This window comes from Streptomyces ficellus (assembly GCF_030406405.1).
Classification (GTDB): domain Bacteria; phylum Actinomycetota; class Actinomycetes; order Streptomycetales; family Streptomycetaceae; genus Streptomyces; species Streptomyces ficellus_B.
On the sequence record NZ_JAUEPL010000010.1, the window covers coordinates 102,433 to 126,074 of the forward strand.

Annotated in this window: 22 protein-coding genes and 1 pseudogene; 15 read left to right on the forward strand and 8 right to left on the reverse strand. The window is 71.6% G+C overall.

Annotated features, from left to right (window positions below; translation table 11 throughout):
* The first annotated feature begins 158 nt into the window (after positions 1 to 158).
* Genes QWM81_RS10140 through QWM81_RS10150 form a run of 3 tightly spaced genes read left to right on the forward strand, consistent with a single transcriptional unit; the run spans position 159 to position 3,364 of the window.
* Positions 159 to 1,457 carry a sensor histidine kinase gene (locus QWM81_RS10140; protein WP_290111446.1) on the forward strand — a complete coding sequence of 433 codons (1,299 nt, stop codon included), beginning with the start codon at positions 159 to 161 and terminating at the stop codon, positions 1,455 to 1,457.
* Positions 1,454 to 2,113, forward strand: a complete 660-nt coding sequence (locus tag QWM81_RS10145) for a response regulator (RefSeq protein WP_290111447.1) — start codon at positions 1,454 to 1,456, stop codon at positions 2,111 to 2,113. The genes QWM81_RS10140 and QWM81_RS10145 overlap by 4 nt, the downstream gene beginning before the upstream one ends.
* Positions 2,114 to 2,164: 51 nt before the next feature.
* Positions 2,165 to 3,364: a cytochrome P450 gene (locus tag QWM81_RS10150; protein WP_290111448.1), complete on the forward strand. Its 1,200-nt coding sequence runs from the start codon at positions 2,165 to 2,167 to the stop codon at positions 3,362 to 3,364.
* Positions 3,365 to 3,555: 191 nt separating this feature from the next.
* On the opposite strand, the gene QWM81_RS10155 is transcribed toward QWM81_RS10150, so the two are convergent.
* Entirely contained in the window at positions 3,556 to 4,359 is an 804-nt protein-coding gene (locus tag QWM81_RS10155) for a diacylglycerol kinase catalytic domain-containing protein (RefSeq protein WP_290111449.1), read from the reverse strand.
* A 175-nt stretch (positions 4,360 to 4,534) separates the two neighbouring features.
* On the opposite strand from QWM81_RS10155, the gene QWM81_RS10160 reads away from it, so the two are divergent.
* On the forward strand, positions 4,535 to 5,818 hold the full coding sequence (locus QWM81_RS10160) for an adenylosuccinate synthase (RefSeq protein ID WP_290111450.1): 1,284 nt from the start codon (positions 4,535 to 4,537) through the stop codon (positions 5,816 to 5,818).
* A gap of 73 nt (positions 5,819 to 5,891) precedes the next feature.
* Here the strand turns inward: QWM81_RS10160 and QWM81_RS10165 are convergent.
* Positions 5,892 to 6,122, reverse strand: a pseudogene (locus tag QWM81_RS10165) (phosphate ABC transporter substrate-binding protein); the annotation flags it as partial.
* Positions 6,123 to 6,293: 171 nt separating this feature from the next.
* Between QWM81_RS10165 and QWM81_RS10170 the strand changes: the two are divergent.
* Positions 6,294 to 7,181, forward strand: coding sequence for a glycoside hydrolase family 19 protein (locus QWM81_RS10170; protein ID WP_290111451.1), 888 nt, complete (start codon positions 6,294 to 6,296; stop codon positions 7,179 to 7,181).
* Between the two features lie 28 nt (positions 7,182 to 7,209).
* Here the strand turns inward: QWM81_RS10170 and QWM81_RS10175 are convergent, their stop codons facing one another.
* The 3 genes from QWM81_RS10175 to QWM81_RS10185 form a co-directional block, all read right to left on the reverse strand.
* Complete coding sequence (locus tag QWM81_RS10175; protein ID WP_290111452.1) at positions 7,210 to 8,007, reverse strand: putative protein N(5)-glutamine methyltransferase; 798 nt, start codon at positions 8,005 to 8,007, stop codon at positions 7,210 to 7,212.
* 165 nt (positions 8,008 to 8,172) lie between these two features.
* On the reverse strand, positions 8,173 to 8,628 hold the full coding sequence (locus QWM81_RS10180) for a MarR family winged helix-turn-helix transcriptional regulator (protein WP_290111453.1): 456 nt from the start codon (positions 8,626 to 8,628) through the stop codon (positions 8,173 to 8,175).
* Positions 8,625 to 9,230, reverse strand: a complete 606-nt coding sequence (locus tag QWM81_RS10185; RefSeq protein ID WP_290111486.1) for a type 1 glutamine amidotransferase family protein — start codon at positions 9,228 to 9,230, stop codon at positions 8,625 to 8,627. Before QWM81_RS10185 ends, QWM81_RS10180 begins: the two co-directional genes overlap by 4 nt.
* 200 nt (positions 9,231 to 9,430) lie before the next feature.
* Between QWM81_RS10185 and QWM81_RS10190 the strand changes: the two genes are divergently transcribed.
* The 3 genes from QWM81_RS10190 (at position 9,431) to QWM81_RS10200 (ending at position 12,311) form a co-directional block, all read left to right on the forward strand.
* Positions 9,431 to 10,795 carry an aspartate aminotransferase family protein gene (locus QWM81_RS10190; RefSeq protein WP_290111454.1) on the forward strand — a complete coding sequence of 455 codons (1,365 nt, stop codon included), beginning with the start codon at positions 9,431 to 9,433 and terminating at the stop codon, positions 10,793 to 10,795.
* 85 nt (positions 10,796 to 10,880) lie between these two features.
* On the forward strand, positions 10,881 to 11,561 hold the full coding sequence (locus QWM81_RS10195) for a GntR family transcriptional regulator (RefSeq protein WP_290111455.1): 681 nt from the start codon (positions 10,881 to 10,883) through the stop codon (positions 11,559 to 11,561).
* 99 nt (positions 11,562 to 11,660) lie between these two features.
* Positions 11,661 to 12,311, forward strand: coding sequence for a putative DNA-mimic protein (locus tag QWM81_RS10200; RefSeq protein ID WP_290111456.1), 651 nt, complete (start codon positions 11,661 to 11,663; stop codon positions 12,309 to 12,311).
* Between the two features lie 87 nt (positions 12,312 to 12,398).
* On the opposite strand, the gene QWM81_RS10205 is transcribed toward QWM81_RS10200, so the two are convergent.
* Complete coding sequence (locus tag QWM81_RS10205) at positions 12,399 to 13,148, reverse strand: SLATT domain-containing protein (RefSeq protein WP_290111457.1); 750 nt, start codon at positions 13,146 to 13,148, stop codon at positions 12,399 to 12,401.
* A gap of 274 nt (positions 13,149 to 13,422) precedes the next feature.
* Here QWM81_RS10205 and QWM81_RS10210 point away from each other — a divergent pair, with 274 nt between their 5' ends.
* The 7 genes from QWM81_RS10210 to QWM81_RS10240 all read left to right on the forward strand — a co-directional run bounded on the left by QWM81_RS10210 (position 13,423) and on the right by QWM81_RS10240 (position 20,437).
* Positions 13,423 to 13,746: a YbaB/EbfC family nucleoid-associated protein gene (locus QWM81_RS10210; RefSeq protein WP_290111487.1), complete on the forward strand. Its 324-nt coding sequence runs from the start codon at positions 13,423 to 13,425 to the stop codon at positions 13,744 to 13,746.
* A gap of 396 nt (positions 13,747 to 14,142) precedes the next feature.
* The gene (gene recR, locus QWM81_RS10215) at positions 14,143 to 14,742 is read left to right on the forward strand and encodes a recombination mediator RecR (RefSeq protein ID WP_290111458.1); all 600 of its coding nucleotides are present in this window, start codon (positions 14,143 to 14,145) and stop codon (positions 14,740 to 14,742) included.
* A complete protein-coding gene (locus QWM81_RS10220; protein ID WP_290111459.1) occupies positions 14,735 to 15,394 on the forward strand; it encodes a DUF5063 domain-containing protein in 660 nt (219 codons plus the stop codon). Before recR ends, QWM81_RS10220 begins: the two co-directional genes overlap by 8 nt.
* A 228-nt stretch (positions 15,395 to 15,622) precedes the next feature.
* Entirely contained in the window at positions 15,623 to 16,894 is a 1,272-nt protein-coding gene (locus QWM81_RS10225) for an aspartate kinase (protein WP_290111460.1), read from the forward strand.
* A gap of 7 nt (positions 16,895 to 16,901) precedes the next feature.
* Complete coding sequence (locus tag QWM81_RS10230) at positions 16,902 to 17,963, forward strand: aspartate-semialdehyde dehydrogenase (RefSeq protein WP_290111461.1); 1,062 nt, start codon at positions 16,902 to 16,904, stop codon at positions 17,961 to 17,963.
* 369 nt (positions 17,964 to 18,332) lie between these two features.
* Entirely contained in the window at positions 18,333 to 18,929 is a 597-nt protein-coding gene (locus QWM81_RS10235) for a SigE family RNA polymerase sigma factor (RefSeq protein WP_353938288.1), read from the forward strand.
* 506 nt (positions 18,930 to 19,435) lie between these two features.
* A complete protein-coding gene (locus QWM81_RS10240; protein WP_353938287.1) occupies positions 19,436 to 20,437 on the forward strand; it encodes a hypothetical protein in 1,002 nt (333 codons plus the stop codon).
* 540 nt (positions 20,438 to 20,977) lie between these two features.
* Here the strand turns inward: QWM81_RS10240 and QWM81_RS10245 are convergent.
* Together QWM81_RS10245 and QWM81_RS10250 are read right to left on the reverse strand one after the other, a co-directional pair.
* A complete protein-coding gene (locus QWM81_RS10245) occupies positions 20,978 to 21,760 on the reverse strand; it encodes an SURF1 family protein (protein WP_290111464.1) in 783 nt (260 codons plus the stop codon).
* Between the two features lie 22 nt (positions 21,761 to 21,782).
* Positions 21,783 to 23,594: a S9 family peptidase gene (locus QWM81_RS10250; RefSeq protein WP_290111465.1), complete on the reverse strand. Its 1,812-nt coding sequence runs from the start codon at positions 23,592 to 23,594 to the stop codon at positions 21,783 to 21,785.
* Positions 23,595 to 23,642: the final 48 nt, after the last annotated feature.

Consider the following 23,642-nt stretch of genomic DNA (forward strand, 5'->3'; position numbering starts at 1 on the left):
CCGCCCGGCCGGTACGTTCGCCCAGTGGGCGGCGGAGCACGCGGCGGCGTTCCGCGCGCAGCGGCCGGCAGGGGGAGCGGGTAGTACCTGAGAGGGACGCGGAAGGATCCGTACGCAAGGTGACGACCGCGTCCCGGCCGCCGCTTACCTTTGCTGATGTGACCGACACCAACACCCGCAGCCCGGAGATCCGCCTGCTCCAGAGCCTGCTCCAGGGCCTGCGCCACGACCTCTTCGACGACGTCCTCGCCTACCGGCTGCTGCCCCCGGTGGGCCAGGACGGGCCGGCGACACGCCGCCTGCCGGGGCGGATACGCGCCTACGCGGCATGGCGGCGCCACGCCCTGGTGGTGGCCGCGGCCATGCTCGTGGTGTTCGTCGCGCTGGAGGTGAGCATCGGCAACAACAGCGCCGAGCTGTTCGCCGTCAGCGGCTTCCTCCCGGCGGCCGCCGTGCTGCTGACGCTCGCCAGACCCGTCGCCGCCTTCTGGCTGTCGCTGCTGTCCACGCCGTTCGTGGCGGTGCTCGGCGACTACTACGACGACTATCCCTGGCCGGCCACCTCCTTCGTCTCCCACCTGGTGGTCATGACCGTCGTCGCCGCCCGGACCCGGCCGCGTACGGCGGCCTGGATGTGGGTGATCAGCGCGGTGTACGGGGCCTTCGCCGAAGCGGTCTTCAGCCGGGGGCACGGCTCCAACGCGCCGCCCTTCCTCGTCGTCGCCGCGTTCGCCCTCCTGATCGTCACCGTCCTGCACGTACGACGCGAGGCCAGGGAGGAGGTCTCCGCCCAGCAGACCGTCACCGCGCAGGAGCGCTCCAAGCGCACGCTGCTGGAGGAACGCACCACCATCGCCCGTGAGCTCCACGATGTGGTGGCCCACCACATGTCGGTCGTCGCCATCCAGGCGGAGGCCGCCCCCTACCGGGTGGAGAACCCGCCGCCCGAGCTGGAGCAGGCGTTCGCCACGATCCGCGAGAACGCGGTCGCCGCGCTGACCGAGCTGCGCCGCATCCTCGGAGTCGTACGCGCGGAGGACTACGAGGCGCCCGACGCCCCGCAGCCGACGCTCGCCGACCTCGACGGCCTGATCGCCAACGTCCGTGACGCGGGCCTGAGCGTGGACGCCACCGTGACGGGCGCTGCGCGTGAGCTGCCGCAGGGCGTGGAGCTCTCCGCGTACCGGATCGTGCAGGAGGCCCTCAGCAACGTGCTGCGGCACGCACCGGGCGCGTCCGCGAAGGTGGAGGTGTCGTATGTGCTCGGCGGGCTCGGGCTGCGGGTGGTGAACGGCCCGGCGCGGGGCCTGGTCAAGCCGTCGCCCGGGGCGGGGCACGGGATCACAGGCATGCGGGAGCGGGTGACGATGCTGAACGGCGAGATGACGGCGGAGGCGACGGAAGACGGCGGCTATGAGGTCGCGGCGTTCATCCCGGCCCAGAGGGACGCGTCATGACCATCCGCGTACTGATCGTCGACGACCAGATGATGGTCCGCGAGGGCTTCTCCGTCCTGCTGAACGCCATGCCCGACATCGAGGTCGTGGGCGAGGCGGTCAACGGGCGGCAGGCGGTGGCGCAGGTTGCCGGGCTGCGCCCGGACGTGGTCCTGATGGACATCCGCATGCCCGAGATGAACGGCATCGACGCCACCCGGGAGATCGTCGCGGCGGACGGCGACGCGAAGGTGCTGGTACTGACGACCTTCGATCTGGACGAGTACGTGTACCAGGCGCTGCGCGCCGGCGCGTCCGGGTTCCTGCTGAAGGACGCCTCCGCGCGGCAGCTCGCCGACGGGGTACGGGTGGTGGCGGCCGGTGAGGCGCTGCTGGCGCCGACGGTCACCAAGCGGTTGATCACCGAGTTCGCCAAGACCACCGAGACGCCGCGCCCGTCGGCGCTGGCGCAGGTGGGTGACCTGACGGAGCGCGAGACGGAAGTGCTGGTGCTGATCGCCCAGGGCCTGTCCAACTCCGAGATCGCCTCTCACCTGGTGGTGGCCGAGTCGACGATCAAGACGCATGTGAGCCGCATCCTGGTGAAACTGGGGCTGCGGGACCGTACGCAGGCCGCGGTCTTCGCGTACGAGGCGCGCCTCGTGACGCCCGGGTAAGCCTCGTGACGCCCGGGTGAGCCTCGTGACGCCCGGGTAAGGTGCGGGCGCATGGATGTCGACCCGTGGTCGCCCGCCTTCGTCGCCGACCCGTACCCCGCCTACGCGCGGCTGCGCGCCCGGGGCCGGGCGCACTGGTTCGAGCCGAGCGGACAGTTCCTCGTCCCGCGGTACGCCGATGTGTCCGCGCTGCTCCGGGACCGGCGGCTGGGGCGGACGTATCTGCACCGGTTCACGCACGAGGAGTTCGGGCGGACGCCGCCGCCCGCCGCGCACGAGCCGTTCCACGTGCTGAACGGCAACGGGATGCTGGACCTGGAGGCGCCGGACCACACCCGGATCCGGCGGCTGGTGTCGAAGGCGTTCACGCCCCGCACGGTCGAGAAGCTGGCGCCCGTGGTGGCGCGGCTGGCGGAGGAACTGGTCGACGGGCTGGTCGAGGCGGGCGGGGGCGACCTGCTGACGGAGGTCGCCGAGCCGCTGCCGGTGGCCGTCATCGCGGAGATGCTGGGCATCCCGCCGGCCGACCGGGGGCTGCTGCGGCCCTGGTCCGCGGCGATCTGCGCAATGTTCGAGCTGAACCCGGACGAGGAGACGGTGCGGCGGGCGGTCGCGGCGTCGGTGGAGTTCTCGGCGTACCTGCGGGAGCTGATCGCGCGGCGGCGGTCGGCCCCCGGCGAGGACCTGGTCAGTGCGCTGATCGCCGCGCACGACGAGGGCGACCGGCTGAGCGAGCAGGAGATGATCTCCACGTGCGTGCTGCTGCTGAACGCGGGGCACGAGGCGACGGTCAACAGCACGGTCAATGGGTGGTGGACGCTGTTCCGGCACCCGGAGCAGCTGGCCGCGCTGCGGGCCGGGGAGGTGGCGTTGTCCACAGCTGTGGAGGAGCTGCTGCGGTACGACACCCCGCTCCAGATGTTCGAGCGCTGGGTCCTGGACGACGTCGAGATCGGTGACCTCACGATTCCGCGCGGCTCGGAGGTCGCGCTCCTGTTCGGCTCGGCCAACCGCGACCCGGCGCGCTTCGACCGGCCCGACGAGCTGGACCTCTCGCGCACGGACAACCCCCACATCAGCTTCGGCGCGGGCGTCCACTACTGCCTGGGCGCCCCGCTGGCCCGGCTGGAGCTCGCCGCGTCGTTCGGTGAGCTGCTGCGCCGCGCCCCGACGATGCGGCTCACGGCGGAACCGCAGTGGCGTCCGGGGTACGTCATCCGGGGCCTGCGGGAGCTGCGCGTCGAACTGTGACGGCGGGGGGCTGCCTCGGGGGCGGGGGGCGGGACGCCTGCGGGGTCGGGGGCGCGTGCGGGGCGCGGTGTCTTGGGCGCAGCCCCTGCGGAGACGACCCTGCACGGCCCCGCCTCAGGCCGTCCGCCGTCATGCGGTGGGTGGGGCGGCACGAAGGAAAGGCGGCGTCCCCGCCCGCGGGGCCCCGGTGCTTACGCCGCCGGGAGTGTCAGCGACCAGGCTGCCGGGCGGACCGTCCAGGTGCGCGTCCACACCGGGCCCGTCACCAGCGCGTCCGCCCGGTAGCGGAACGACGCGCCCGAGATGGTCACCGCGCTCGCCTCCACCCGGACCGGCTCGGCCGCCCGTGGCCGTACGACGACCTCCGCGACCCCGCCCCGCGACAGCACCGTCACGCCCTCCACCGGGTCGTCCAGGTCGCTCAGGACCCGCCCGTCCGCCTCCACCCGCAGCCGGTGCGTCCGTATCGTGGGCACGGAAGGCGCCGGGCGGACCAGCGTCCGTACCAGCGACCGGCAGGTGTCCCACACCGAGCCGGGCTCGATCACCGCCAGCCCCGAAGGCCCCGCCGGAACCCGCAGCCCCCGCACCACCACGCCGTCGCTGTCGTCGACCAGCAGGTCCAGCCGCCGGGCCGCCCCGTCCAGCACCGCCCGCGCGGCGGCCACCGCGCCGAGCGGCACGCCGAGCGCTCCGGCCAGGTCCACCGAGCCGTGCGGACCCACCGGGACCAGCGACAACGCCCCGTCGGACAGCTCCCGCCCCCGGTGCAACAGCCCCACCGCCCGCACCAGCGCGCGGTCGTCGCCGATGACGACCGGGCGGCGCGAACCCCGCCGCGCGAGGGCTTTGGCGAACTCCGCCGGAGTGTCCGGGAGGCACAGCTTCACCGCCGCCCCCGCGCACAGCACGTCCTTCGCGATCCGTACGGATTCGCCGTCGCTCCGGCGCGCGACCGCGTCGATGACGACCAGCAGCTGGTCGGGAGCCGACACCTCGGTCCTTCCTCGGGTAGCATCTTTGTGCAAGAGCCCCTTGCGCTATTGCGCCAGGGGCTTCGTCTATTCCGGGGCACCGGTCCGACGGCTCGGGTTGTGTCGTACACCGTCGTACGACGTTTGTACTGCCCTCTGGCCTTGGACATGCCCCGCCCGGAAGGGGTGTACGCCTGTGCCCGCACTTGTGCTGCTCGGTGCTCAGTGGGGTGACGAGGGCAAGGGAAAGGCCACCGATCTCCTCGGTGGATCCGTCGATTATGTGGTGCGCTACCAGGGCGGCAACAACGCCGGCCACACGGTTGTCGTAGGCGACCAGAAATACGCGCTGCATCTTCTCCCTTCCGGGATCCTCTCGCCGGGGTGTATCCCGGTGATCGGGAACGGTGTCGTCGTCGACCCGGCGGTCCTGCTCTCCGAGCTGAGCGGACTGAACGAGCGTGGCGTTGACACGTCAAAGCTGCTGATCAGCGGTAACGCGCACCTGATCACGCCGTACAACGTCACCCTCGACAAGGTGACGGAACGGTTCCTCGGCAAGCGCAAGATCGGCACGACCGGCCGGGGCATCGGCCCGACGTACGCCGACAAGATCAACCGCGTGGGCATCCGCGTCCAGGACCTGTACGACGAGTCGATCCTGACGCAGAAGGTCGAGGCTGCGCTGGAGCACAAGAACCAGCTCCTCGCCAAGCTCTACAACCGCCGCGCCATCGAGGCCGGCAAGATCGTCGAGGAGATGCTCCAGTACGCGGAGCAGATCCGGCCGTACGTCGCCGATACGACGCTCATCCTGAACAACGCCATCGACGAGGGCAAGGTCGTCCTCTTCGAGGGCGGCCAGGGCACGCTGCTCGACGTCGACCACGGCACGTACCCCTTCGTGACCTCCTCCAACCCGACCGCCGGCGGCGCCTGCACCGGCGCGGGCGTGGGCCCCACGAAGATCAGCCGCGTCATCGGCATCCTCAAGGCGTACACCACCCGCGTCGGCGCCGGCCCGTTCCCGACCGAGCTGTTCGACGAGGACGGCGAGGCGCTGCGCCGCATCGGCGGCGAGCGGGGCGTGACCACCGGCCGCGACCGCCGCTGCGGCTGGTTCGACGCGGTCATCGCCCGGTACGCGACCCGCGTCAACGGCCTGACCGACTTCTTCCTCACCAAGCTCGACGTGCTCACCGGCTGGGAGCAGATCCCGGTCTGCGTCGCGTACGAGATCGACGGCAAGCGCGTCGAGGAGCTGCCCTACTCGCAGACCGACTTCCACCACGCGAAGCCGGTGTACGAGTACCTGCCGGGCTGGTCGGAGGACATCAGCAAGGCCAAGACCTTCTCGGACCTGCCGAAGAACGCGCAGGCGTACGTGAAGGCGCTGGAGGAGATGTCGGGCGCGCCGATCTCCGCGATCGGCGTCGGCCCCGGCCGCACCGAGACGATCGAGATCAACTCGTTCCTGTAAGCCTCCAGGAGCTCCGGACGGGGAGTCCGCCGGGTACGTCCCTTCCTGACGTACCCGGCGGGCTCCCCGTCCGCTATTCGCCGCAGGCCCGCAGCCCCTCCGGCGTCGCGCGGGGCAGGTGCCCGTGCGTACGGATGACGTCCTGGCCCCTGCCCCGGCTGAGGTGGGTGAGGAAGGACGAGGTGAGCGAGTCGGCGGGCGGTTGGCCGTAGGTGCACGCGTACTCCAGCTCCCGGGACGGGTACGGGTACGGGTACGCGTACCGGGAGCTGATCTCATCGGCGTCCGCGCTCCGCCCGTCGAGGGAATCGGCCAGTCCACACGCTTCACGGTAGGTACGTCGTGTCGCGAACGCGCCTGGCGGGAGCCGTAGTTCGCCCAATGTTCAACCGTCACAACGTCTGGTCCAGACCTTGACAGGTACAGACCATTCGCGCTTCGGTATGGCCCATCCCCCCACGGAAGGGCATGCCCCATGCTGCGACGCCTATGGACCTTGTTCGCCGCTCTCGTCATGGCCGTCGGTCTGGCCGTCGTCCTCCCCGCCTCCACCGCGTCGGCCGCCGAATGCGCCACGCCCTGGAGCTCCGCCACCGTCTACACGGGCGGCAAGGCCGCTTCGTACAACGGCCGCAACTGGCTGGCGAAGTGGTGGACCCAGAACGAACGGCCCGGTTCCGCCGACGTCTGGTCCGACCAGGGCGCGTGCGGGGGCGGTGGCGGCACCCCCGCCCCCTCGCCGTCCGGCTTCGTCGTGAGCGAGGCCCAGTTCCACCAGATGTTCCCGAACCGGAACTCCTTCTACACCTACAGCGGCCTGACCGCCGCGCTCAGCGCGTACCCCGCCTTCGCGAACACCGGCGGCGACACGGTGAAGAAGCAGGAAGCCGCCGCCTTCCTCGCCAACGTCAGCCATGAGACGGGCGGCCTGGTCCACATCGTGGAGCAGAACACGGCCAACTACCCGCACTACTGCGACCGTAACCAGCCCTACGGATGCCCGGCCGGACAGGCCGCGTACTACGGCCGAGGGCCGATCCAGCTCAGCTGGAACTTCAACTACAAGGCGGCGGGCGACGCCCTCGGCATCGACCTTCTCAACAACCCCTACCGCGTCGAGCGGGAGTCGGCGGTCGCCTGGAAGACGGGCCTTTGGTACTGGAACACGCAGAACGGCCCCGGCACCATGACCCCCCACCACGCCATGGTCAACGGCGCCGGCTTCGGCCAGACCATCCGCTCCATCAACGGCGCGCTGGAGTGCGACGGCAAGAACCCGGCCCAGGTCCAGAGCCGCATCAACAACTACCAGCGCTTCACCCAGATCCTGGGCGTGCCGACGGGCTCGAACCTGAGCTGCTGACAGGCCACCCCGGCATGTGACGCCCCCCTCAGTCGTGCGTGCCTATGACCACCGTCGCGTACCGGTCCTCGCAGGTCGCGACGTGCGGCGTCAGGCCAGCGGCCGCCACGATGGCCGTGGCGGTCGGGGCCTGGCGCTCGCTCGTCTCGAACAGCAGGCTGCCGCCCGGCGCGAGCCAGGCGGTGGCCTCGCCGGTCACGCGGCGCAGGACGTCGAGCCCGTCCGCGCCGCCGTCGAGCGCGACGCGCGCCTCGTGGTCGCGGGCCTCGGCGGGCAGCAGCTCCACCTCGCCGGTCGGTACGTAGGGCACGTTGGCGAGCAGGACGTCCACGCGGCCCCGCAGCCCGGCCGGCAGCGGTCCGTACAGATCGCCCTCGTAGACCTGGCCGCCGACCGGGGCCACGTTGCGCCGGGCGCACCGCACGGCGGCGGGGTCGATGTCGGCGGCGTACAGCTCGGCGCCGTCCAGGGCGGTGACGAGCGCGGCGCCCAGCGCGCCGGAGCCGCAGCACAGGTCCACCACGACCGTGCCGCCCCGCCGTGCGAGCGCTTCCGCCCGCTCGACGAGGAACTCGGTGCGTCGGCGCGGTACGAAGACGCCCTCGCCCACGGTGACCCGCAGGCCCCGGAACTCGGCCCAGCCGACGACGTGTTCCAGTGGATGCCCGGCAGCCCGCCGCTCGACCATCGTGCCGAGCTCTTCCGGTGTCCGCGCGGCGGACAGGAGCAACTCCGCTTCCTCCTCGGCGAATACGCAACCGGCCGCGCGGAGCCTGGCGACGACGGAAGGTGCCGGAGGTACCGAAGGTACGGGAGGTACGGCCATGGGGTAAAGCCTTTCGGGAGCTGTGGGCGCTCCCGCGGTGACCTGTTTCCCTACGGGCCGTGCGAGGAGAACACCCTGCCTGATGTGGCGTTGATGGGTCTCACCTCCTCGATCGGTCTCCACTGGTCAGCGGAGAGGCGGCCACCTTACCCCGCTGGAGGGTGCTCAGGGCTTGTCCGGGGCCGTGACGGCGTCCAGCGCCTCGGAGAGCCGCTCCAGCACCCGGGCCGTCTCGGCGAACGCCTCCTCGCCCAGCTCGGCGGCGAGTCGAGCCGCCAGGTCAGCGTGGCCCGGGTTTATCAGGGCGACGCGGTCGCGGCCCGTCTCCGTGGGCGTGAGGAGCTTCGCGCGCCGGTGGGCCGGGTTCGGGATGTACTCGGCGAGGCCCTCGTAAACCAGCAGGTCCGCGATCCGCTGCACGCTCTGGCGCGTGATGCCCATGGTGCGGGCGATCCCGGAGACGGGCAGCGGCTCGTGCAGTACGGCACCGAGGACCTGCCACCACGCGGCGGTGAGCCCGACCGGGCGGGCCAGTTTCTCGGATACGGCGAGGAACTGGCCGTTCAGCCGGAACACCCCGAGCGCGGTTCGGCTGAGCAGGTCCTGTTCGGTGCGGGTCACGAGTTGAGTTCCTCATAGGCGGCCGGGTCGGAGTCATGGAACAGCCGGTACCAGGCGTCCAGTTTGTCGCCCTCGAACACCCCCATTCTGCCCAGCACTTCGCGAGCGAAGGCGACCGGCTCGGTGGGTCCGGCCGTGATCAGGTCCCCATCGGTGACGGCGTCCGTCTCGACGTAGCGTTCGCCGCCCTTGTAGCCGGTGGCCGCGAGGTAGAAGGAGGCGGCGCTGGTGTGGTCGCGGTCGTCGAGCAGCCCTTCCCGGGCCAGTCCGGCGGTCGCGCCGCATATCGCGGCCACGGGTATGCCCGCGTCCAGGAACGCGCGCGCCTTCGCGGCGAACGGCGCGAGGTCGTCGCCGGCCTCCCACAGGTCGGCCCCCGGGAGAATGAGCAGCGCGCTGTCCTCGGGTCGCAGGTCCGCCAGCGCCAGGTCAGGCGCGATGCGCAGCCCGCCGATGGTGGTGACCGGGTCGGTGGCCGGCCCGACAGTCCTGATCTCGTACCCCCCGCGCGCCAGCCAGGCGGTCGCGTGCCCGGTCTCCCAGTCGGCGAGTGTGTCGTAGACGGCGAGGTGGACAGTCTGACGGGGCGTGGTGGCGGACATGGTGGCCTCCTCGGTGAGCCCGTGCGTGCGTTCATAGGCGCTCAATCGTTCGAGTCGATGACAGAATGCTGTCATCTCGACAGAATGCTGTCAATGCCTTCTTCTGTGCGTCCACGCCCGACACCCTGCCGACCCTCGCCCCTTCCGCCATACAAGATGGCCATACCGCCGCCCACCTGCACATCCTTAGTCTGGGCCGCATGACCCCTCATGCCGACCTCCCCGACCCCCGGACCGGCGCCGCCGTCAAGGCCGCCGACCGCGCGCACGTCTTCCACTCCTGGTCCGCCCAGGGCCTGATCGACCCGCTCGCCGTCGCCGGCGCCGAGGGGGCGTACTTCTGGGATTACGACGGAAACCGCTACCTCGACTTCACCAGCGGCCTCGTCTACACCAACATCGGCTACCAGCACCCCAAGGTCGTCGCCGCGATCCAGGAGCAGGCGGGCAGGCTCGCGACCTTCGCGCCCGCCTTCGCCATCGACGTACGCTCCGAGGCCGCACGCCTCATCGCCGAGCGCACCCCGGGCGACCTGGACAAGATCTTCTTCACCAACGGCGGTGCCGAGGCCGTCGAGAACGCCGCCCGCATGGCCCGCGTGCACACGGGCCGCCCCAAGATCATGAGCGCTTACCGCTCGTACCACGGCGCCACCTCCACCGCGATCAACCTCACCGGCGACCCGCGCCGCTGGGCCTCCGACACCGCGTCCGCCGGTGTCGTGCACTTCTGGGCGCCGTTCCTCTACCGCTCGCCGTTCTACGCCGAGACCGAGGCGCAGGAGTGCGAGCGGGCCCTGACGCACCTGGAGGACACCCTCGCCTTCGAGGGGCCGCAGACGATCGCCGCGATCCTCCTGGAGACCGTCCCCGGCACCGCCGGCATCATGACGCCGCCGCCCGGCTACCTCGCCGGCGTGCGCGAGATCTGCGACCGGTACGGGATCGTGTTCATCCTCGACGAGGTCATGGCGGGCTTCGGCCGCACCGGCCGCTGGTTCGCGGCCGAGCACTTCGACGTCGTGCCGGATTTGCTGACCTTCGCGAAGGGCGTCAATTCCGGTTACGTGCCGCTCGGCGGCGTCGCGATCTCGGCGGAGATCGCCGCCACCTTCGACAAGCGGCCCTACCCCGGCGGGCTGACCTACTCCGGGCACCCGCTCGCGTGCGCCGCCGCCGTCGCGACCATCCAGGTCATGGCCGACGAGCAGGTCGTTGAGCACGCCGCCCACCTCGGCGAGACCGTCCTCGGCCCGGGCCTGCGCGAGCTCGCCGAGCGCCACCCCTCGGTCGGCGAGGTGCGGGGCCTCGGCGCCTTCTGGGCCCTCGATCTCGTACGGAACAGGGAGACGCGCGAGCCACTCGTCCCGTACAACGCGGCGGGTGAGGCCAACGCCCCCATGGCCGCCTTCGGCGCGGCCTGCAAGAAGAACGGCCTGTGGCCCTTCATCAACATGAACCGCACCCACGCCGTCCCCGCCTGCAACATCACCGAGGCCGAGGCCAAGGAGGGCCTCGCCGCCCTCGACGCGGCGCTCGCGGTGGCCGACGAGCACGCCGCGTAACGAGCACACACCGTGCCATCGGTTCTCAGTGGCCCCCTCCGGCTGGCTTAAGGTGTCCGGAACCGGACGGAGGGGGCCACAAGCCATGCCCGCGAGCGGAGGTGTGACCCGCAACACTTTGCGACAGCAGATCGCGGACGCGCTGCGTGACGAGGTGCTCGCGGGGCGTCTCCAGCCGGGGCAGGAGTTCACGGTCAAGCAGATCGCCGAGCAGTACGGGGTGTCGGCGACGCCGGTACGGGAAGCGCTGGTCGACCTCACGGCACAGGGCCTGCTCGACTCCGACCAGCACAAGGGCTTCCGCGTCCACCAGTTCTCGGTCGACGACTACCGGGGCATGGTCGAGGCCCGCGCGCTCATCGTGGACGGCATCTTCCGGCGCCTGTGCGACCGCAGCGGCGCGATCCACGCGCACGGGGCGCCGCTGGTGTCGGTACGGCGCAGGGCGGAGGAGGCGGCGCGGGCGGCGCGCGCCGGTGACCTGGACATCCTGATCGGATACGACCTGCGGTTCTGGCGCGAGCTCAGCGGTTTCGTCGCCAACCGCTACATCGCCGACTTCCTGCACCGGCTGCGCGTCCAGGCCTGGGTGTTCGCCGTGCCACACCTGCGCGCCGACCGCAGGCCCGGCGACTGGCTGTGGAGCCGCCACGAGGACCTCGTCGACGCCGTCACGCTCGCCGATCCGGACGCGGTGATCGCGGTCATCGACGCGTACAACGCGCACGCGATGCGGTGGGCCGACCATCTGGAGCGGCTGCGCTGAGGGCACTTACCGCTCACGGCAGGTGGGTATGGGATGTGCACCCGAACCGGGCACTACGCTGTCCCACCGCTGCCGTAACTGAAGGAGAGCGAGTCTCCCTTGGCCTGTGACCTGTGGTTGGTCCCCCTCGTCGACGTGCTGTGCCACAGCCCTGACAACCCGTTCGCGGAAGAGATCGCCGCGTACGACAAGGCCCTCACCGAGTCGGGTCTGCCGACCGTGCCCGTCTTCGCCTATATGCCGGGCCTGTCGGGTGATGTCGCGCCGGTCGCCGGCTTCGACTACGACGCCCTGCACTTCCTGCGCCGGGCCTACCTGCTCCAGATCTGCGGCCTCGCGGTCACACCGGTCGACGAACTGGGCGGCGACTACGAGCAGTTGCTGGAGATGTTCGAGTCGACGGCCCAGCGCTCCCACCTGGTGTGGCATTACGACCACGCGGGCGCGTACGTGCCGGTCGACTTCCCCACGCCGCTGTCCAACGAGGAGCTGCTCGCCGGAGGCGGCCCGCTGGGTTCCGCGCAGGGGCTGCTGCGGGAGCTGGAGTACGTCGCCCCGTCGATCGGCATCGACCCCGCGAACCCGCCGGCCGCGCCGCACCCCCCGCAGCGCCCGACGGCGCTGGAGGAGCCGGCGGGCCCGATCCCGTACGACGACAGCCCCTTCGCCCGCGAACGGCATGTGTGGCTCGGCCTCCACGCGGCGGCCACACGCAGCCTGGGCCAAGGCTCCATGATCATCTTCAGCTGAGCCGCCGACTGAGCCGCCGGCCGAGCCGCCCCGGCTGGGCCGCTCGGCGAGGGCAGCGGGGTCAGTGGGGTCAGTGGGGTCAGAGGGTCAGCGCGGCTCCGGGGGGCGCTGGCGCGGCATGTTGGGGCGGGTGCCCGGGGGGAGGGGGAAGCGGCCCGAGGGATGGGTGCTCTCCGCCCGGGGCGGCGCGCACGACAGCGTGGACTGCATCACCAGCGGCGCCGGGCCGGACCGGAACTCGACCATCCAGTCCGCCGTCTCCGCCCGCACCAGCTCCGTCACGTCCTCCGAGAACCGCCGCAGCACCCCCAGGCACCGCTCCGCCGCCTCGCTCGCCGTGCCCTCCGCCGGGCCCAGCACCTCCCGGACGCTCTCCGACGCCCAGTCGAACTGCAGCACCTGCAACCTCCGCTGCACCGCCTGCGCGGTGGCCACGTCCCGCATCCACCCGGACGTGAACCCGAAGTACCGGTCGCAGGCCAGGCACGCGGCAGCCAGCAGCAGCGACAGGTACCCCCACCCCGACGCCCCGTCCAGGGCGCCGGTCAGGTCCAGCAGGGGCAGCGCGGCACCGGCGATCGCGCCCAGCGCCGTACCGATCCGCAGCGTGCGCGCCCCGCGCCGCTTCCACACGCGGTCCGCCAGGTACCAGTCCGCCGTGCGCAGCGCATCCGCCTCGACCCACCGGTACAGCTCGTCCAGCCGCTCCGCCGGTTCGCCCCAGTCACCGAGCGGAAACGGCCGCCCGGCCAGATCACCACCGTGGCCGCCGTACCGGTCGTGGCTGTCGCCCTCCCCCCGGGCGGGCCCCCCGGGCTGCATCTCCGGCTGGCTCACCGGGGCACTCCTCTGCGCTCTGCGTGACAATCCGTAACTGCGGTAACGCGCGGTGCGCCTTGTGCGTACTGGTGCGCATGCCCTTTCCTACCGCCGAATGGTGGGCCGGAAGCGCGTAATCCCGGGATTTCCGCCCGCAAGAGGGTCTTGATCAGGTAGGGGGCGCGCCAGAATCCCACCCGAAAGAGTGAAGCCGTGTGGATGGAGCGCACCGTCCGGTGACCACGTAGGCTCGGCATACCGAATACTGATCGTCGAAATGCCAGGAGTGACCGTGATTCCCGGTGGTGGACAGCCCAACATGCAGCAGATCCTCCAGCAGGCCCAGAAGATGCAGCAGGACCTCGCCCGCGCCCAGGAGGAGCTGGCGCGGACCGAGGTCGAGGGGCAGGCGGGCGGCGGCCTGGTGAAGGCCACCGTCAGCGGCGCCGGCGAGCTGAGGGGCCTGGTCATCGACCCCAAGGCGGTCGACCCGGAGGACACCGAGACCCTCGCCGACCTCGTCGTCGCCGCAGTGCAGGCCGCGAACGAGAACGCGCAGGCGCTCCAGAAGGACAAGCTCGGCCCGCTGGCCGACATGCCGGGCCTGCCGTTCTAGCCGGCGGGCCCCTCGTGGAGCCGCCGCGGGCCCCGGCCCCGGGCTCTTCCGGGCTCTGGGCCTTGCGGTCTCAGGGGCCTTCCGGCCTTCCGGTCTCCGGGCCCGCGGTCTCCGGGCCTGGCGGGTCTCCGGGCCTGCGGTCTCCGGGCCTGCGGTCTCCGGGCTGGCGGGTCTCCGGGCCTGCGGTCTCCGGGCCCCCGGCCCTCCGGCCTGGGCCTCGCGGCCTTCCGGTCATCGGGTTTTCCGGTCTCCCGGCCTGGGTCTTCCGGCCTCCGGTCTGCCGGCCGCCGGTCGCCCGGCCCCCGGTGTTCCTGGGGCCGGGCCCGGGTCGGCCCTTCTAACCCGTACGCACAGCAACTACCGTAAGCATCACAGCACTCCACGAGAGGCGTTCCGTTGTACGAAGGCGTGGTTCAGGACCTCATCGACGAGCTGGGCAGGCTGCCAGGCGTCGGTCCCAAGAGCGCCCAGCGGATCGCCTTCCACATCCTGCAGGCCGAGCCCACCGACGTACGCCGTCTCGCCCATGCCCTCTTGGAGGTCAAGGACAAGGTCCGGTTCTGCGCGGTGTGCGGCAATGTCGCGCAGGAGGAGCGGTGCGGCATCTGCCGGGATCCGCGCCGTGACGAGTCGGTGATCTGCGTGGTCGAGGAGCCGAAGGACGTCGTCGCGATCGAGCGGACGCGCGAGTTCCGTGGGCGGTACCACGTGCTCGGCGGCGCGATCAGCCCGATCGAGGGCGTCGGCCCGGACGACCTGCGGATCCGCGAGCTGCTGGCCCGTCTCGCCGACGGCACGGTCACCGAGCTGATCCTCGCGACCGACCCCAACCTGGAGGGGGAGGCCACCGCGACGTACCTGGCGCGGATGGTCAAACCCATGGGCCTGAAGGTCACGCGCCTCGCCAGCGGACTTCCCGTTGGCGGAGACCTGGAATACGCCGACGAGGTCACGCTCGGGCGTGCGTTCGAAGGGAGACGACTCCTCGATGTCTGACGCCACACTGCACGCGCACACCCTGGACCCCGACAGCTTCGCGGTCCAGATCGCCGACTCGATCGAGTCGTTCCTCGTCGCCACCACGGAAGTGGCCAAGGGCGACGAGCCCGACAGCGCGATCCCGTTCCTCCTCCTGGAGGTGTCCCAGCTGCTGCTCACCGGCGGCCGGCTGGGGGCGCACGAGGACATCATCCCGGAGGAGCGGTACGAACCGGACACCGGCCCCGATGTGGACGTCGACGACCTGCGGATGCGGTTCGCGACGATGCTGGAGCCGGTCGACGTCTTCTCGGAGGTCTTCGACCCGTACGAGCCGCGCAAGGCGCCGGTGCCCTGCCGGATCTCGGACAACCTCGCCGACATCGTCACGGACCTCCGCCACGGCCTGGCCCACTACCGGGCGGGCCGCACCACGGAGGCCCTGTGGTGGTGGCAGTTCTCCTACTTCTCCAACTGGGGCCCGACCGCCTCGGCGACCCTGCGCGCCCTCCAGTCGCTCGTCTCCCACGTCCGGCTGGACCAGCCGCTGGAGGAACTGGACGGACTGGACACGGACGAGGACCTGACGGAGGACGCCCTGGCGGAGGAGGCGGGCCGCGTCATGGCCCAGGAAATCCTCGGCCCCCTGGGCATGCGCACCGTGAAGTAACCGGCTGGGGAGTCGTCCGGGATTCCTCCGGCTCCCCAGGGCGGGAGTGACCCGGCACACATTCCGCGTACGGCGGGCGGGCCCGGGCAGGCACAAGCCGAGCGGCCGTGAAGCGCCCCACGATGATCACGTCGTGAGCGGGACATCTCACGATGTGATATCGCAGGGGCGATTCACGGCCGCTCGTTAGACTGAGCTGACCGCAAACGGACTGAGCGAGGAGCGCACGTGGGCCTTGTCGTGCAGAAGTACGGAGGCTCCTCCGTTGCCGATGCCGAGGGCATCAAGCGCGTCGCCAAGCGAATCGTCGATGCCAAGAAGAACGGCCACCAGGTGGTCGTCGTGGTTTCGGCGATGGGCGACACGACGGACGAGTTGATCGATCTCGCCGAGCAGGTATCCCCGATCCCTGCAGGGCGTGAGTTCGACATGCTGCTGACCGCCGGAGAGCGCATCTCCATGGCGCTGCTGGCCATGGCGATCAAAAACCTGGGCCATGAGGCCCAGTCGTTCACCGGCAGCCAGGCGGGCGTCATCACCGACTCGGTCCACAACAAAGCGCGCATCATCGATGTCACGCCGGGCCGGATCCGTACGGCGCTGGACGAGGGCAACATCGCCATCGTCGCCGGGTTCCAGGGCGTGTCCCAGGACAAGAAGGACATCACCACCCTCGGGCGCGGCGGGTCGGACACGACCGCCGTCGCGCTCGCCGCGGCGCTCGACGCCGAGGTGTGTGAGATCTACACCGATGTCGACGGCGTCTTCACCGCCGACCCCCGGGTCGTGAAGAAGGCCCGGAAGATCGACTGGATCTCCTTCGAGGACATGCTGGAGCTCGCCAGCTCCGGCTCCAAGGTGCTGCTGCACCGCTGCGTCGAGTACGCACGCCGTTACAACATCCCGATCCACGTCCGGTCCTCCTTCTCGGGGCTCCAGGGCACGTGGGTCAGCAACGAACCGCGAGGGGACCGCAAGGTGGAGCAGGCCATCATCTCCGGTGTCGCCCACGACACGTCCGAGGCGAAGATCACCGTCGTCGGAGTGCCGGACAAGCCGGGCGAGGCCGCCGCGATCTTCCGCACCATCGCGGACAACGAGATCAACATCGACATGGTGGTGCAGAACGTCTCCGCCGCGTCGACCGGGCTGACCGACATCTCCTTCACGCTGCCCAAGGCGGAGGGCCGCAAGGCCATCGACGCCCTGGAGAAGCAGAAGGCCCTCATCGGCTTCGAGTCGCTGCGCTACGACGACCAGATCGCCAAGATCTCGCTCGTCGGCGCCGGTATGAAGACGAACCCCGGTGTCACGGCCGGCTTCTTCCAGGCTCTCGCCGACGCGGGCGTGAACATCGAGCTGATCTCGACCTCCGAGATCCGCATCTCGGTGGTCACCCGCGCCGACGACGTCAACGAGGCCGTCCGCGCCGTCCACACCGCCTTCGGACTGGACTCCGACTCCGACGAGGCAGTGGTGTACGGAGGCACCGGGCGGTGACGAACCGGTGACCAACCGCAAGCCGGCGCTCGCGGTCGTGGGAGCGACCGGAGCCGTCGGTGCGGTGATGCTCCAGATCCTGTCGCAGCACGCCGACGTCTGGGGCGACATCCGTCTGATCGCCTCCCCGCGCTCGGCCGGCCGCAAGCTGGCCGTGCGCGGGGCGGAGACCGAGGTGCTCGCACTCTCCGAGGAGGCCCTGGAGGGCGCCGACGTGGCGCTCTTCCTGGTGCCGGAGACGGTCGCCGCCCAATGGGCGCCGATCGCCGCCGCCAAGGGCGCCGTCGTCGTGGACGCCTCGCCGGCGTTCCGGATGGACCCGGACGTGCCGCTGGTGGTGCCTGAGATCAATCCGCACGCCATGCGGGTACGTCCGCGCGGCATCGTCGCCGGGCCCGGCTGCACCACGCTCGCCCTGATCGTCGCGGTGGGCGCGCTGCACGCCGAGTTCGGGCTGAGCGAGCTGGTCGTCTCCGCGTACCAGGCGGCCAGCGGCGCCGGGCACGGCGGGGTCACCGCGCTGCGCGAGCAGCTGTCGCTGGTCGCGGGTACGGAGCTGGGCACCAGCCCCGGTGATGTGCGCCGGGCCGTCGGCGACGACACCGGGCCGTTCCCCGCCCCGCTCGCGCTGAACGTGGTGCCGTGGTCGGGTTCCGTCCAGGAGGACGGCTGGTCCTCCGAGGAGCTGCGCATCCGGAGCGAGGCCCGCAAGATCCTTGACCTGCCGGAGCTGCGCGTCGCGGCGACCTGCGTACGCGTTCCGGTCGTGAGTGCCCACTCCGTCTCCGTACACGCGCGTTTCGAGCACGAGGTGACGGTCGGCCGGGCGCACGAGATCCTGGCGACCTCGCCGGGTGTGGTGCTGTACGACGATCCGTCGGCCGGGGACTTCCCCACGCCCGCCGATGTGGTCGGCACCGACCCCACGTGGGTGGGGCGGGTGCGGCGGTCGCTGGACGACAGCCGGGCGCTGGAGCTGTTCGTGTGCGGCGACAACCTCCGTAAGGGCGCCGCGCTCAACACCGTTCAGGTCGCGGAGGCCATCGCGGCCGAATTCACGGTGGACTGAGGGCGGGGCCTTTGTAGGATCTGTGAACGCCCCGTGTGCAAGTCTTTGGTCTGTACCGCTTGAACTGGGGCGATGGCATGTTCGACGATGCTGTCCCCGTCGCTGCAACCGGTAGTCGGGCGCGAAGCGTCTATGCGGTCACCTCTCAGTGCTGCCGCAATAACGGGGCAATGGGGGAGAGCGGGTACGCATGAGGGCAAACGACGCACCGTCAAAAGCGGCTGCGTGCGCGTACAACCCTGACGGGGGGCAGCGTGTCCAACAGGCGTGGCAGAGGTACTCGACATCACAGCGGTGGTCCCGCTCCGCGCCGGTGGCGCCGGCGTCGGCACGGTGCGCCCGCTCCGGCGGCCCCGTCAGTCCGGTGGCATGCCGGTGATCGCCCCCATGCCCGCCGCTAGGCGCACCACCCGCATACCGTCCCAGTCGTCGCAGTCGCCCCAGAGCCGGGGCGCCGACGGCATGACGGTCGCGGGCACCACCGTCGACCACCTCACCGAGACCTACCGCGCCCACTACCGGTCGCTGCTGGGTCTCGCCGCGCTGCTGCTGGACGACACCGCCTCCTGCGAGGACGTCGTACAGGAGGCGTTCATACGCGTCCACTCGGCGCGGAACCGTGTACGTGACCGCGAGAAGACCCTCGCGTACCTGCGCCAGACCGTGGTCAACCTCTCCCGGTCCGCGCTGCGTCGGCGCATCCTCGGACTGAAGCTCCTGTCCAAGCCGATGCCCGACATGGCGAGCGCGGAGGAGGGCGCCTACGACCAGCTGGAGCGGGACGCGCTGATCAAGGCGATGCGCGGGCTGCAACGCCGCCAGCGCGAGGTGCTGGTGCTGCGGTACTTCGCCGACATGACGGAGGCGCAGGTCGCGGAGACGCTGGGCATATCGCTCGGCTCCGTGAAGGCGTACGGCTCACGTGGCATAGCGGCGCTGCGCGTCGCCATGGAGGCCACGGCATGAGTGAGCACAGCAACAGGGACAAGCACAGGTTTGAGCGGTACGGGCCGGACGGGCCGTTGAACGACCGGACTGGGAACGACATGGTGAACAACGGGCCGGAGAAGGACTCCCCGGACGCCGGCGGGTCGGGCGGAAGCGTCGAGCGGGGTGGAACCGACGCGCCGGGTGGCTTCGGTGGGGCGGACGGAACCGGCGCGCCGGGTCGAAGCGGCGGGTCGGGTGCAACCGGCAGGCCGGGTGGCTTCGGCGGGCCTCGTGCGGCTGGTGGGCCGGGTGGTGCTGGGCCTGGTGAGGCCGGTGGGCCCGGCGGCTTTGGCGGGCCTGGTGAGGCCGGTGGAGCCCGCGAGGCCGGTGGGCCAGGCGGCTTTCGCGGGCCTGGTGAGGCTGGTGAGCCGGGCGGAACGGATGGAACTGGTGGGCTGGGCGGGCCACAGGTAACCGGCGGAGCTGATGGACCGGGCCGAACCGGCGGAGCGGGCGGCTTCGGCGGGTTCGGTGACGACGAGTTGGCGCTGCGTCGCATGCTGCACGGCGCGGTGGAGGACCTGCGGCCCTCCGACGGCGCCCTGGACCACCTCCGCCGGGCCGTGCCCGCGCGCCGGGCGCGCAAGCGTCAGGCCGTGGTCGGTATGGCGGCCGCCGCGCTGCTGTTCGGCACCGCGATCCCGGCGTTCGTGCACGTCGCGGGTTCCGGCGGCACCTCCGACGACCGTCCCGTCAACGCCGGGCACGGCGAGCAGGTTCAGGGCGGCACCGGAAACGAGACCGGCGGCGAGGACGGCGAGCAAGGAAACCTGAACCTGACGGGCGGTCAGGGGCCCGGCGGCGACGAGGGCGCGAAGGACGGTCCGAAGACACCGCAGGAGGCCGCGTCCGGCACCTCGGACGGCACAGAGGGCGGTACGGCCGCCCCGAGCAGCTCGTCCCCGGAGACCGTGCCGGTCTGCGAGCCGGGCCAGCTGGGTGTGGCGTCGGCGGAGACGGCCCAGCCGGACGCCGAGGGCAAGGTGTACGGGACGTTCCGCATCGCCAACATCTCCGGCACCGACTGCGCGGTCGGCGGCGCCGGTACGGTCACCGTCCAGGCCAAGGGCGCGGCGGACGCGGCGAAGATCACGGTCGTCGACCACGCGGCGGGTGACGCGGCGACGGGGCTGCCGGATCCGGCCCAGGAGGCGAAGACACCGCTGGTGCTCAAGCCGTCTTCGGCGTACGAGGTGAAGTTCGCGTGGGTGCCGAGCGAGACGTGCCCGACGAACGGGGGCGGTGGCGCCTCGCCCGATCCGACCCCGCCCACCGACGGCGCGTCATCGTCCTCCTCGGGCTCGGAGGGTACGGGCTCGTCGGCCACCGAGCCGCAGCTCGGTTCCGAGGACGACGGCACACGGGCGGAGGGCAGCGTCGCGGTGACCCACACCCCGGAGCCCGGCGCTCCGGCGGCGGAGGCCACGGTCCCGAACGCCTGCGCGGGCACGATCTACCGCACGGGCGTCCTGGCGCCGGAGTAGCGCCCGGCACGGCGAAGCCCGACGCGGCGCGTCAACATGGCGACACGGTTCCTGCCCCCCGGCCCAGGGCTTCCCGCTCGGACTCGGCCCTCGCGGCCGGGCCTAACGGCTCGGCCTTGCGTCTCCGGCCGGGCCTAACGGCTCGGGCCCTGGTTCGCAGCTCGCCTCTCACGGCCGGGGCCTCACCGGACGCGGCTCGTCTCCCGGCCAGCCTCACGGCTCACACCTCTCGGGGCCGCGCCTCATGGCTCGGGGCTACGTCCCCCGACGTGACCTCGCGACCCGGGCTTCAGGTCTCCCGACGTGCCCTCGCGGCTCGGGCGTCAGGTCTCCCGACCCGCCCTCGCGACCCGGGCTTCAGCTCTCCCGACGTGCCCTCGCGACCCGGGCTTCAGCTCTCCCGACGTGCCCTCGCGACCCGGGCCTCAGGTCTCCCGACGTGCCCTCGCGGCTCGGGCGTCAGGTCTCCCGACCCGCCCTCGCGACCCGGGCCTCACGCCTCCGGACCTAGCCACGCGTCTCCGGCTTCCCGCTCCGCGCTCAGGAGCGCGTGGCCGGGCCCGGGGCAGGGGCCGGCTCCGGGGCGAGGCCGAGTGCCGCGTCGCGGGCCGCTTCCGCCTCGCGGCGGAACAGGCGGAACCACATGAAGAGCACGAAGCCCGCGAACACGAACCACTCGCCCGTGTACCCCAGGTTCTGGAACGCCTTCAAGTCCAGCCCGCTGCCCTCCGCCGCGGTCGCCGGGACCGGGGTCAGGCCGGCCGGCGAGTCCGTGAGGGTCACCCACGCGTCGTAGACGTCGTCCGGCACCAGGTTCACCAGCGAGGCCGCGCTGATCATGCCGACCTGGCCCCGCGGCAGCGCACCCGACGCACCCACACCCGAGCTGCCGGTGTGCTCCGATGCCTGGAGCGCGCCCGTCACCGTCACCTCACCGGCCGGCGGGGGCGGGGCCGTACGGCCCTGGGGCAGCCAGCCGCGCACCACTGGCAGCGCCTTGCCGCCCTCCGTACGCAGCAGCGTCAGCACGTAGGAGCCGGTCTTGCCGTCCAGCTCCCGCCCCGATACGAGGAACTGCTCCCCGTACCGCCCCGTCGCCGTCGCGTGGCGGCCCGACGTCTCCTTGTCGACGGGCAGCAGCTCCTCCAGCGGCGCGGCCTTCACCGAGCCCGGATCAGGCCGCCGCTCCGCCTCCCGGTGGGAGTCGACGCGGTCCTCGAACCTGCCGAGCTGCCACGTCCCCATGAAGACGCAGAAGGGGATCGCCAGCACGACGAAGATGTTGATCCCCCACCAGCGGGGCGTCGTCAGGAACCGGTACACACCTACACGGTACGGAACACCCTCACCTCCCCTCCGCGCGGGCCCCCAGGTGCCGCGCCGCGAAGTCGAGCTCCATCCCCACCTGCTTGATCCGCTCCTCCACCACCAGCGAACCGTGCCCGGCGTCGTACCGGTACACCTCGTGCACCGCGCCGCGGGCCGCCAGCCGGTCCACGTAGTTGTCGATCTGGCGGATCGGGCAGCGCGGGTCGTTGACGCCCGCCGAGATGTACACCGGCGCCCGCACCGCGTCCACGTACGTCAGCGGGGACGAGGCCTCGTACCGCTCAGGGACCTCCTCCGGCGAGCCCCCCAGCAGCGTGCGGTCCAGCGCCTTCAGGCCCTCCATCTCGTCGTGGTACGCCGTGACGTAGTCCGCCACCGGGACGGCGGCCAGCCCCAGCGCCCAGGCGTCCGGCTGCGTACCGAGACCCAGCAGCGTCAGGTACCCGCCCCAGGAGCCGCCCGTCAGGACCAGCCGCGAAGGGTCGGCCAGCCCGGACGCCACCGCCCACTCCCGTACGGCGGCGATGTCCTCCAGCTCGATCAGCCCGACCCGGTGCTTGAGCGCGTCCGTCCACTCGCGCCCGTACCCGGTCGAACCCCGGTAGTTGACCCGCACCACCGCGTACCCGTGGTCCACCCAGGCCGCCGGGGCGGCGGCGAACGCGTCGCTGTCGTGCCAGGCCGGACCACCGTGGATGTCGAACACGGTCGGCAGCGGACCACGCGCACCCGCCGGCCGCTGCACGAGCGCGTGGATGCGGCCGCCGGGACCGTCCACCCACACGTCCTCCACCGGCACCGACTCGGGCGCCTTCATTCCCGGCGGGTCGAGGACCACCCCGCCCGCCGTCGACCGCACCGCGGGCGGCTGCGCGGCCGACGACCACAGGTACTCCACCGAGCCGTCGGGCCGCGCCGTCGCACCGGACACCGACCCGGCCGGGGTCGGCACGCGCGACAGCTCGCCCGTCCCGATCTCGTACCGCCACAGCTCGCTGCGCGCCTCGAAGCTGTGCACGATCAGCAGCCCCGACCCGTCCGGGTACCACTCCGCCGACACGTCACCGGGCAGGTCCAGCCCCAGCTCCGTCTCCGTGCCCGACGACACGTCCCACAGCATCGGCTCCCAGCGCCCGCGCCGCTGGTGCGCCACCAGCAGCCGGTTGTCCCCGTCCGCCGGCGCGAAGCCGAGCACCGACAGGCCCAGCTCCTCCGTACCGCCCTTGGTGTCATCCAGCTCCGCCACCACGGAACCGTCCAGCCGGACCACCCGCAGCGCCGCGTGCATCGCGTCACCGTGCTCGGTGTGCTCGACGGCGATCAGCGTCCCGTCGTGCGACAGGTCCCCGACCCCGGCCGACTCCCGGTGCCGGTAGATCTCCAGGGGCGGCCGCCCGGGGCGTACGACGTGGATCGTCGAACCGTCCTCGTCCGTGGACCGGCCGACCACCGCCGTTCCGTCCCGGCCTATCGCCAGCCCCGCCGGATACGACGCCGCCGGACCCGGCGCCGCCGGCTCGTCGTCGCCACCGCCGAAGGGCTGCCGCATCCAGACGCCGAACTCATCACCATCCGTGTCCGAGAACCACCAGATCCACTCGCCGTCCGGCGACAGCGTCCCCTCCGTCGTGCCGTTCGGCCGGTCCGTCACCTGCCGCTGCTCGCCGCTGTCCCGGTCCCAGGCGTACAGCTCGTACGTCCCCGTCGCGTTCGACACGAACAACGACCGGCTGGGCGCGTCCAGCGCCCAGTCCGGCAACGACACCCGCGGCGCCCGGAACCGCTTCTCCCAGTCGGGCATGGTCTGCGTATCGGTCGGTTCAGTCATGCCCCCATGTAACCCGATCGGCCCGACAATTCGTTCGCGTCGTCCGCA

What these genes read in the sequence shown, in the direction of transcription:
- QWM81_RS10145 (WP_290111447.1), top strand. Translation starts at nt 1,454, where the DNA reads ATGACCATCCGCGTACTGATCGTCGACGACCAGATGATGGTCCGCGAG.
- QWM81_RS10150 (WP_290111448.1), top strand. Translation starts at nt 2,165, where the DNA reads ATGGATGTCGACCCGTGGTCGCCCGCCTTCGTCGCCGACCCGTACCCC.
- QWM81_RS10170 (WP_290111451.1), top strand. Translation starts at nt 6,294, where the DNA reads ATGCTGCGACGCCTATGGACCTTGTTCGCCGCTCTCGTCATGGCCGTC.
- QWM81_RS10175 (WP_290111452.1), bottom strand. Translation starts at nt 8,007, where the DNA reads ATGGCCGTACCTCCCGTACCTTCGGTACCTCCGGCACCTTCCGTCGTC.
- QWM81_RS10185 (WP_290111486.1), bottom strand. Translation starts at nt 9,230, where the DNA reads ATGTCCGCCACCACGCCCCGTCAGACTGTCCACCTCGCCGTCTACGAC.
- QWM81_RS10190 (WP_290111454.1), top strand. Translation starts at nt 9,431, where the DNA reads ATGACCCCTCATGCCGACCTCCCCGACCCCCGGACCGGCGCCGCCGTC.
- QWM81_RS10195 (WP_290111455.1), top strand. Translation starts at nt 10,881, where the DNA reads ATGCCCGCGAGCGGAGGTGTGACCCGCAACACTTTGCGACAGCAGATC.
- QWM81_RS10220 (WP_290111459.1), top strand. Translation starts at nt 14,735, where the DNA reads ATGTCTGACGCCACACTGCACGCGCACACCCTGGACCCCGACAGCTTC.
- QWM81_RS10235 (WP_353938288.1), top strand. Translation starts at nt 18,333, where the DNA reads ATGCCGGTGATCGCCCCCATGCCCGCCGCTAGGCGCACCACCCGCATA.
- QWM81_RS10250 (WP_290111465.1), bottom strand. Translation starts at nt 23,594, where the DNA reads ATGACTGAACCGACCGATACGCAGACCATGCCCGACTGGGAGAAGCGG.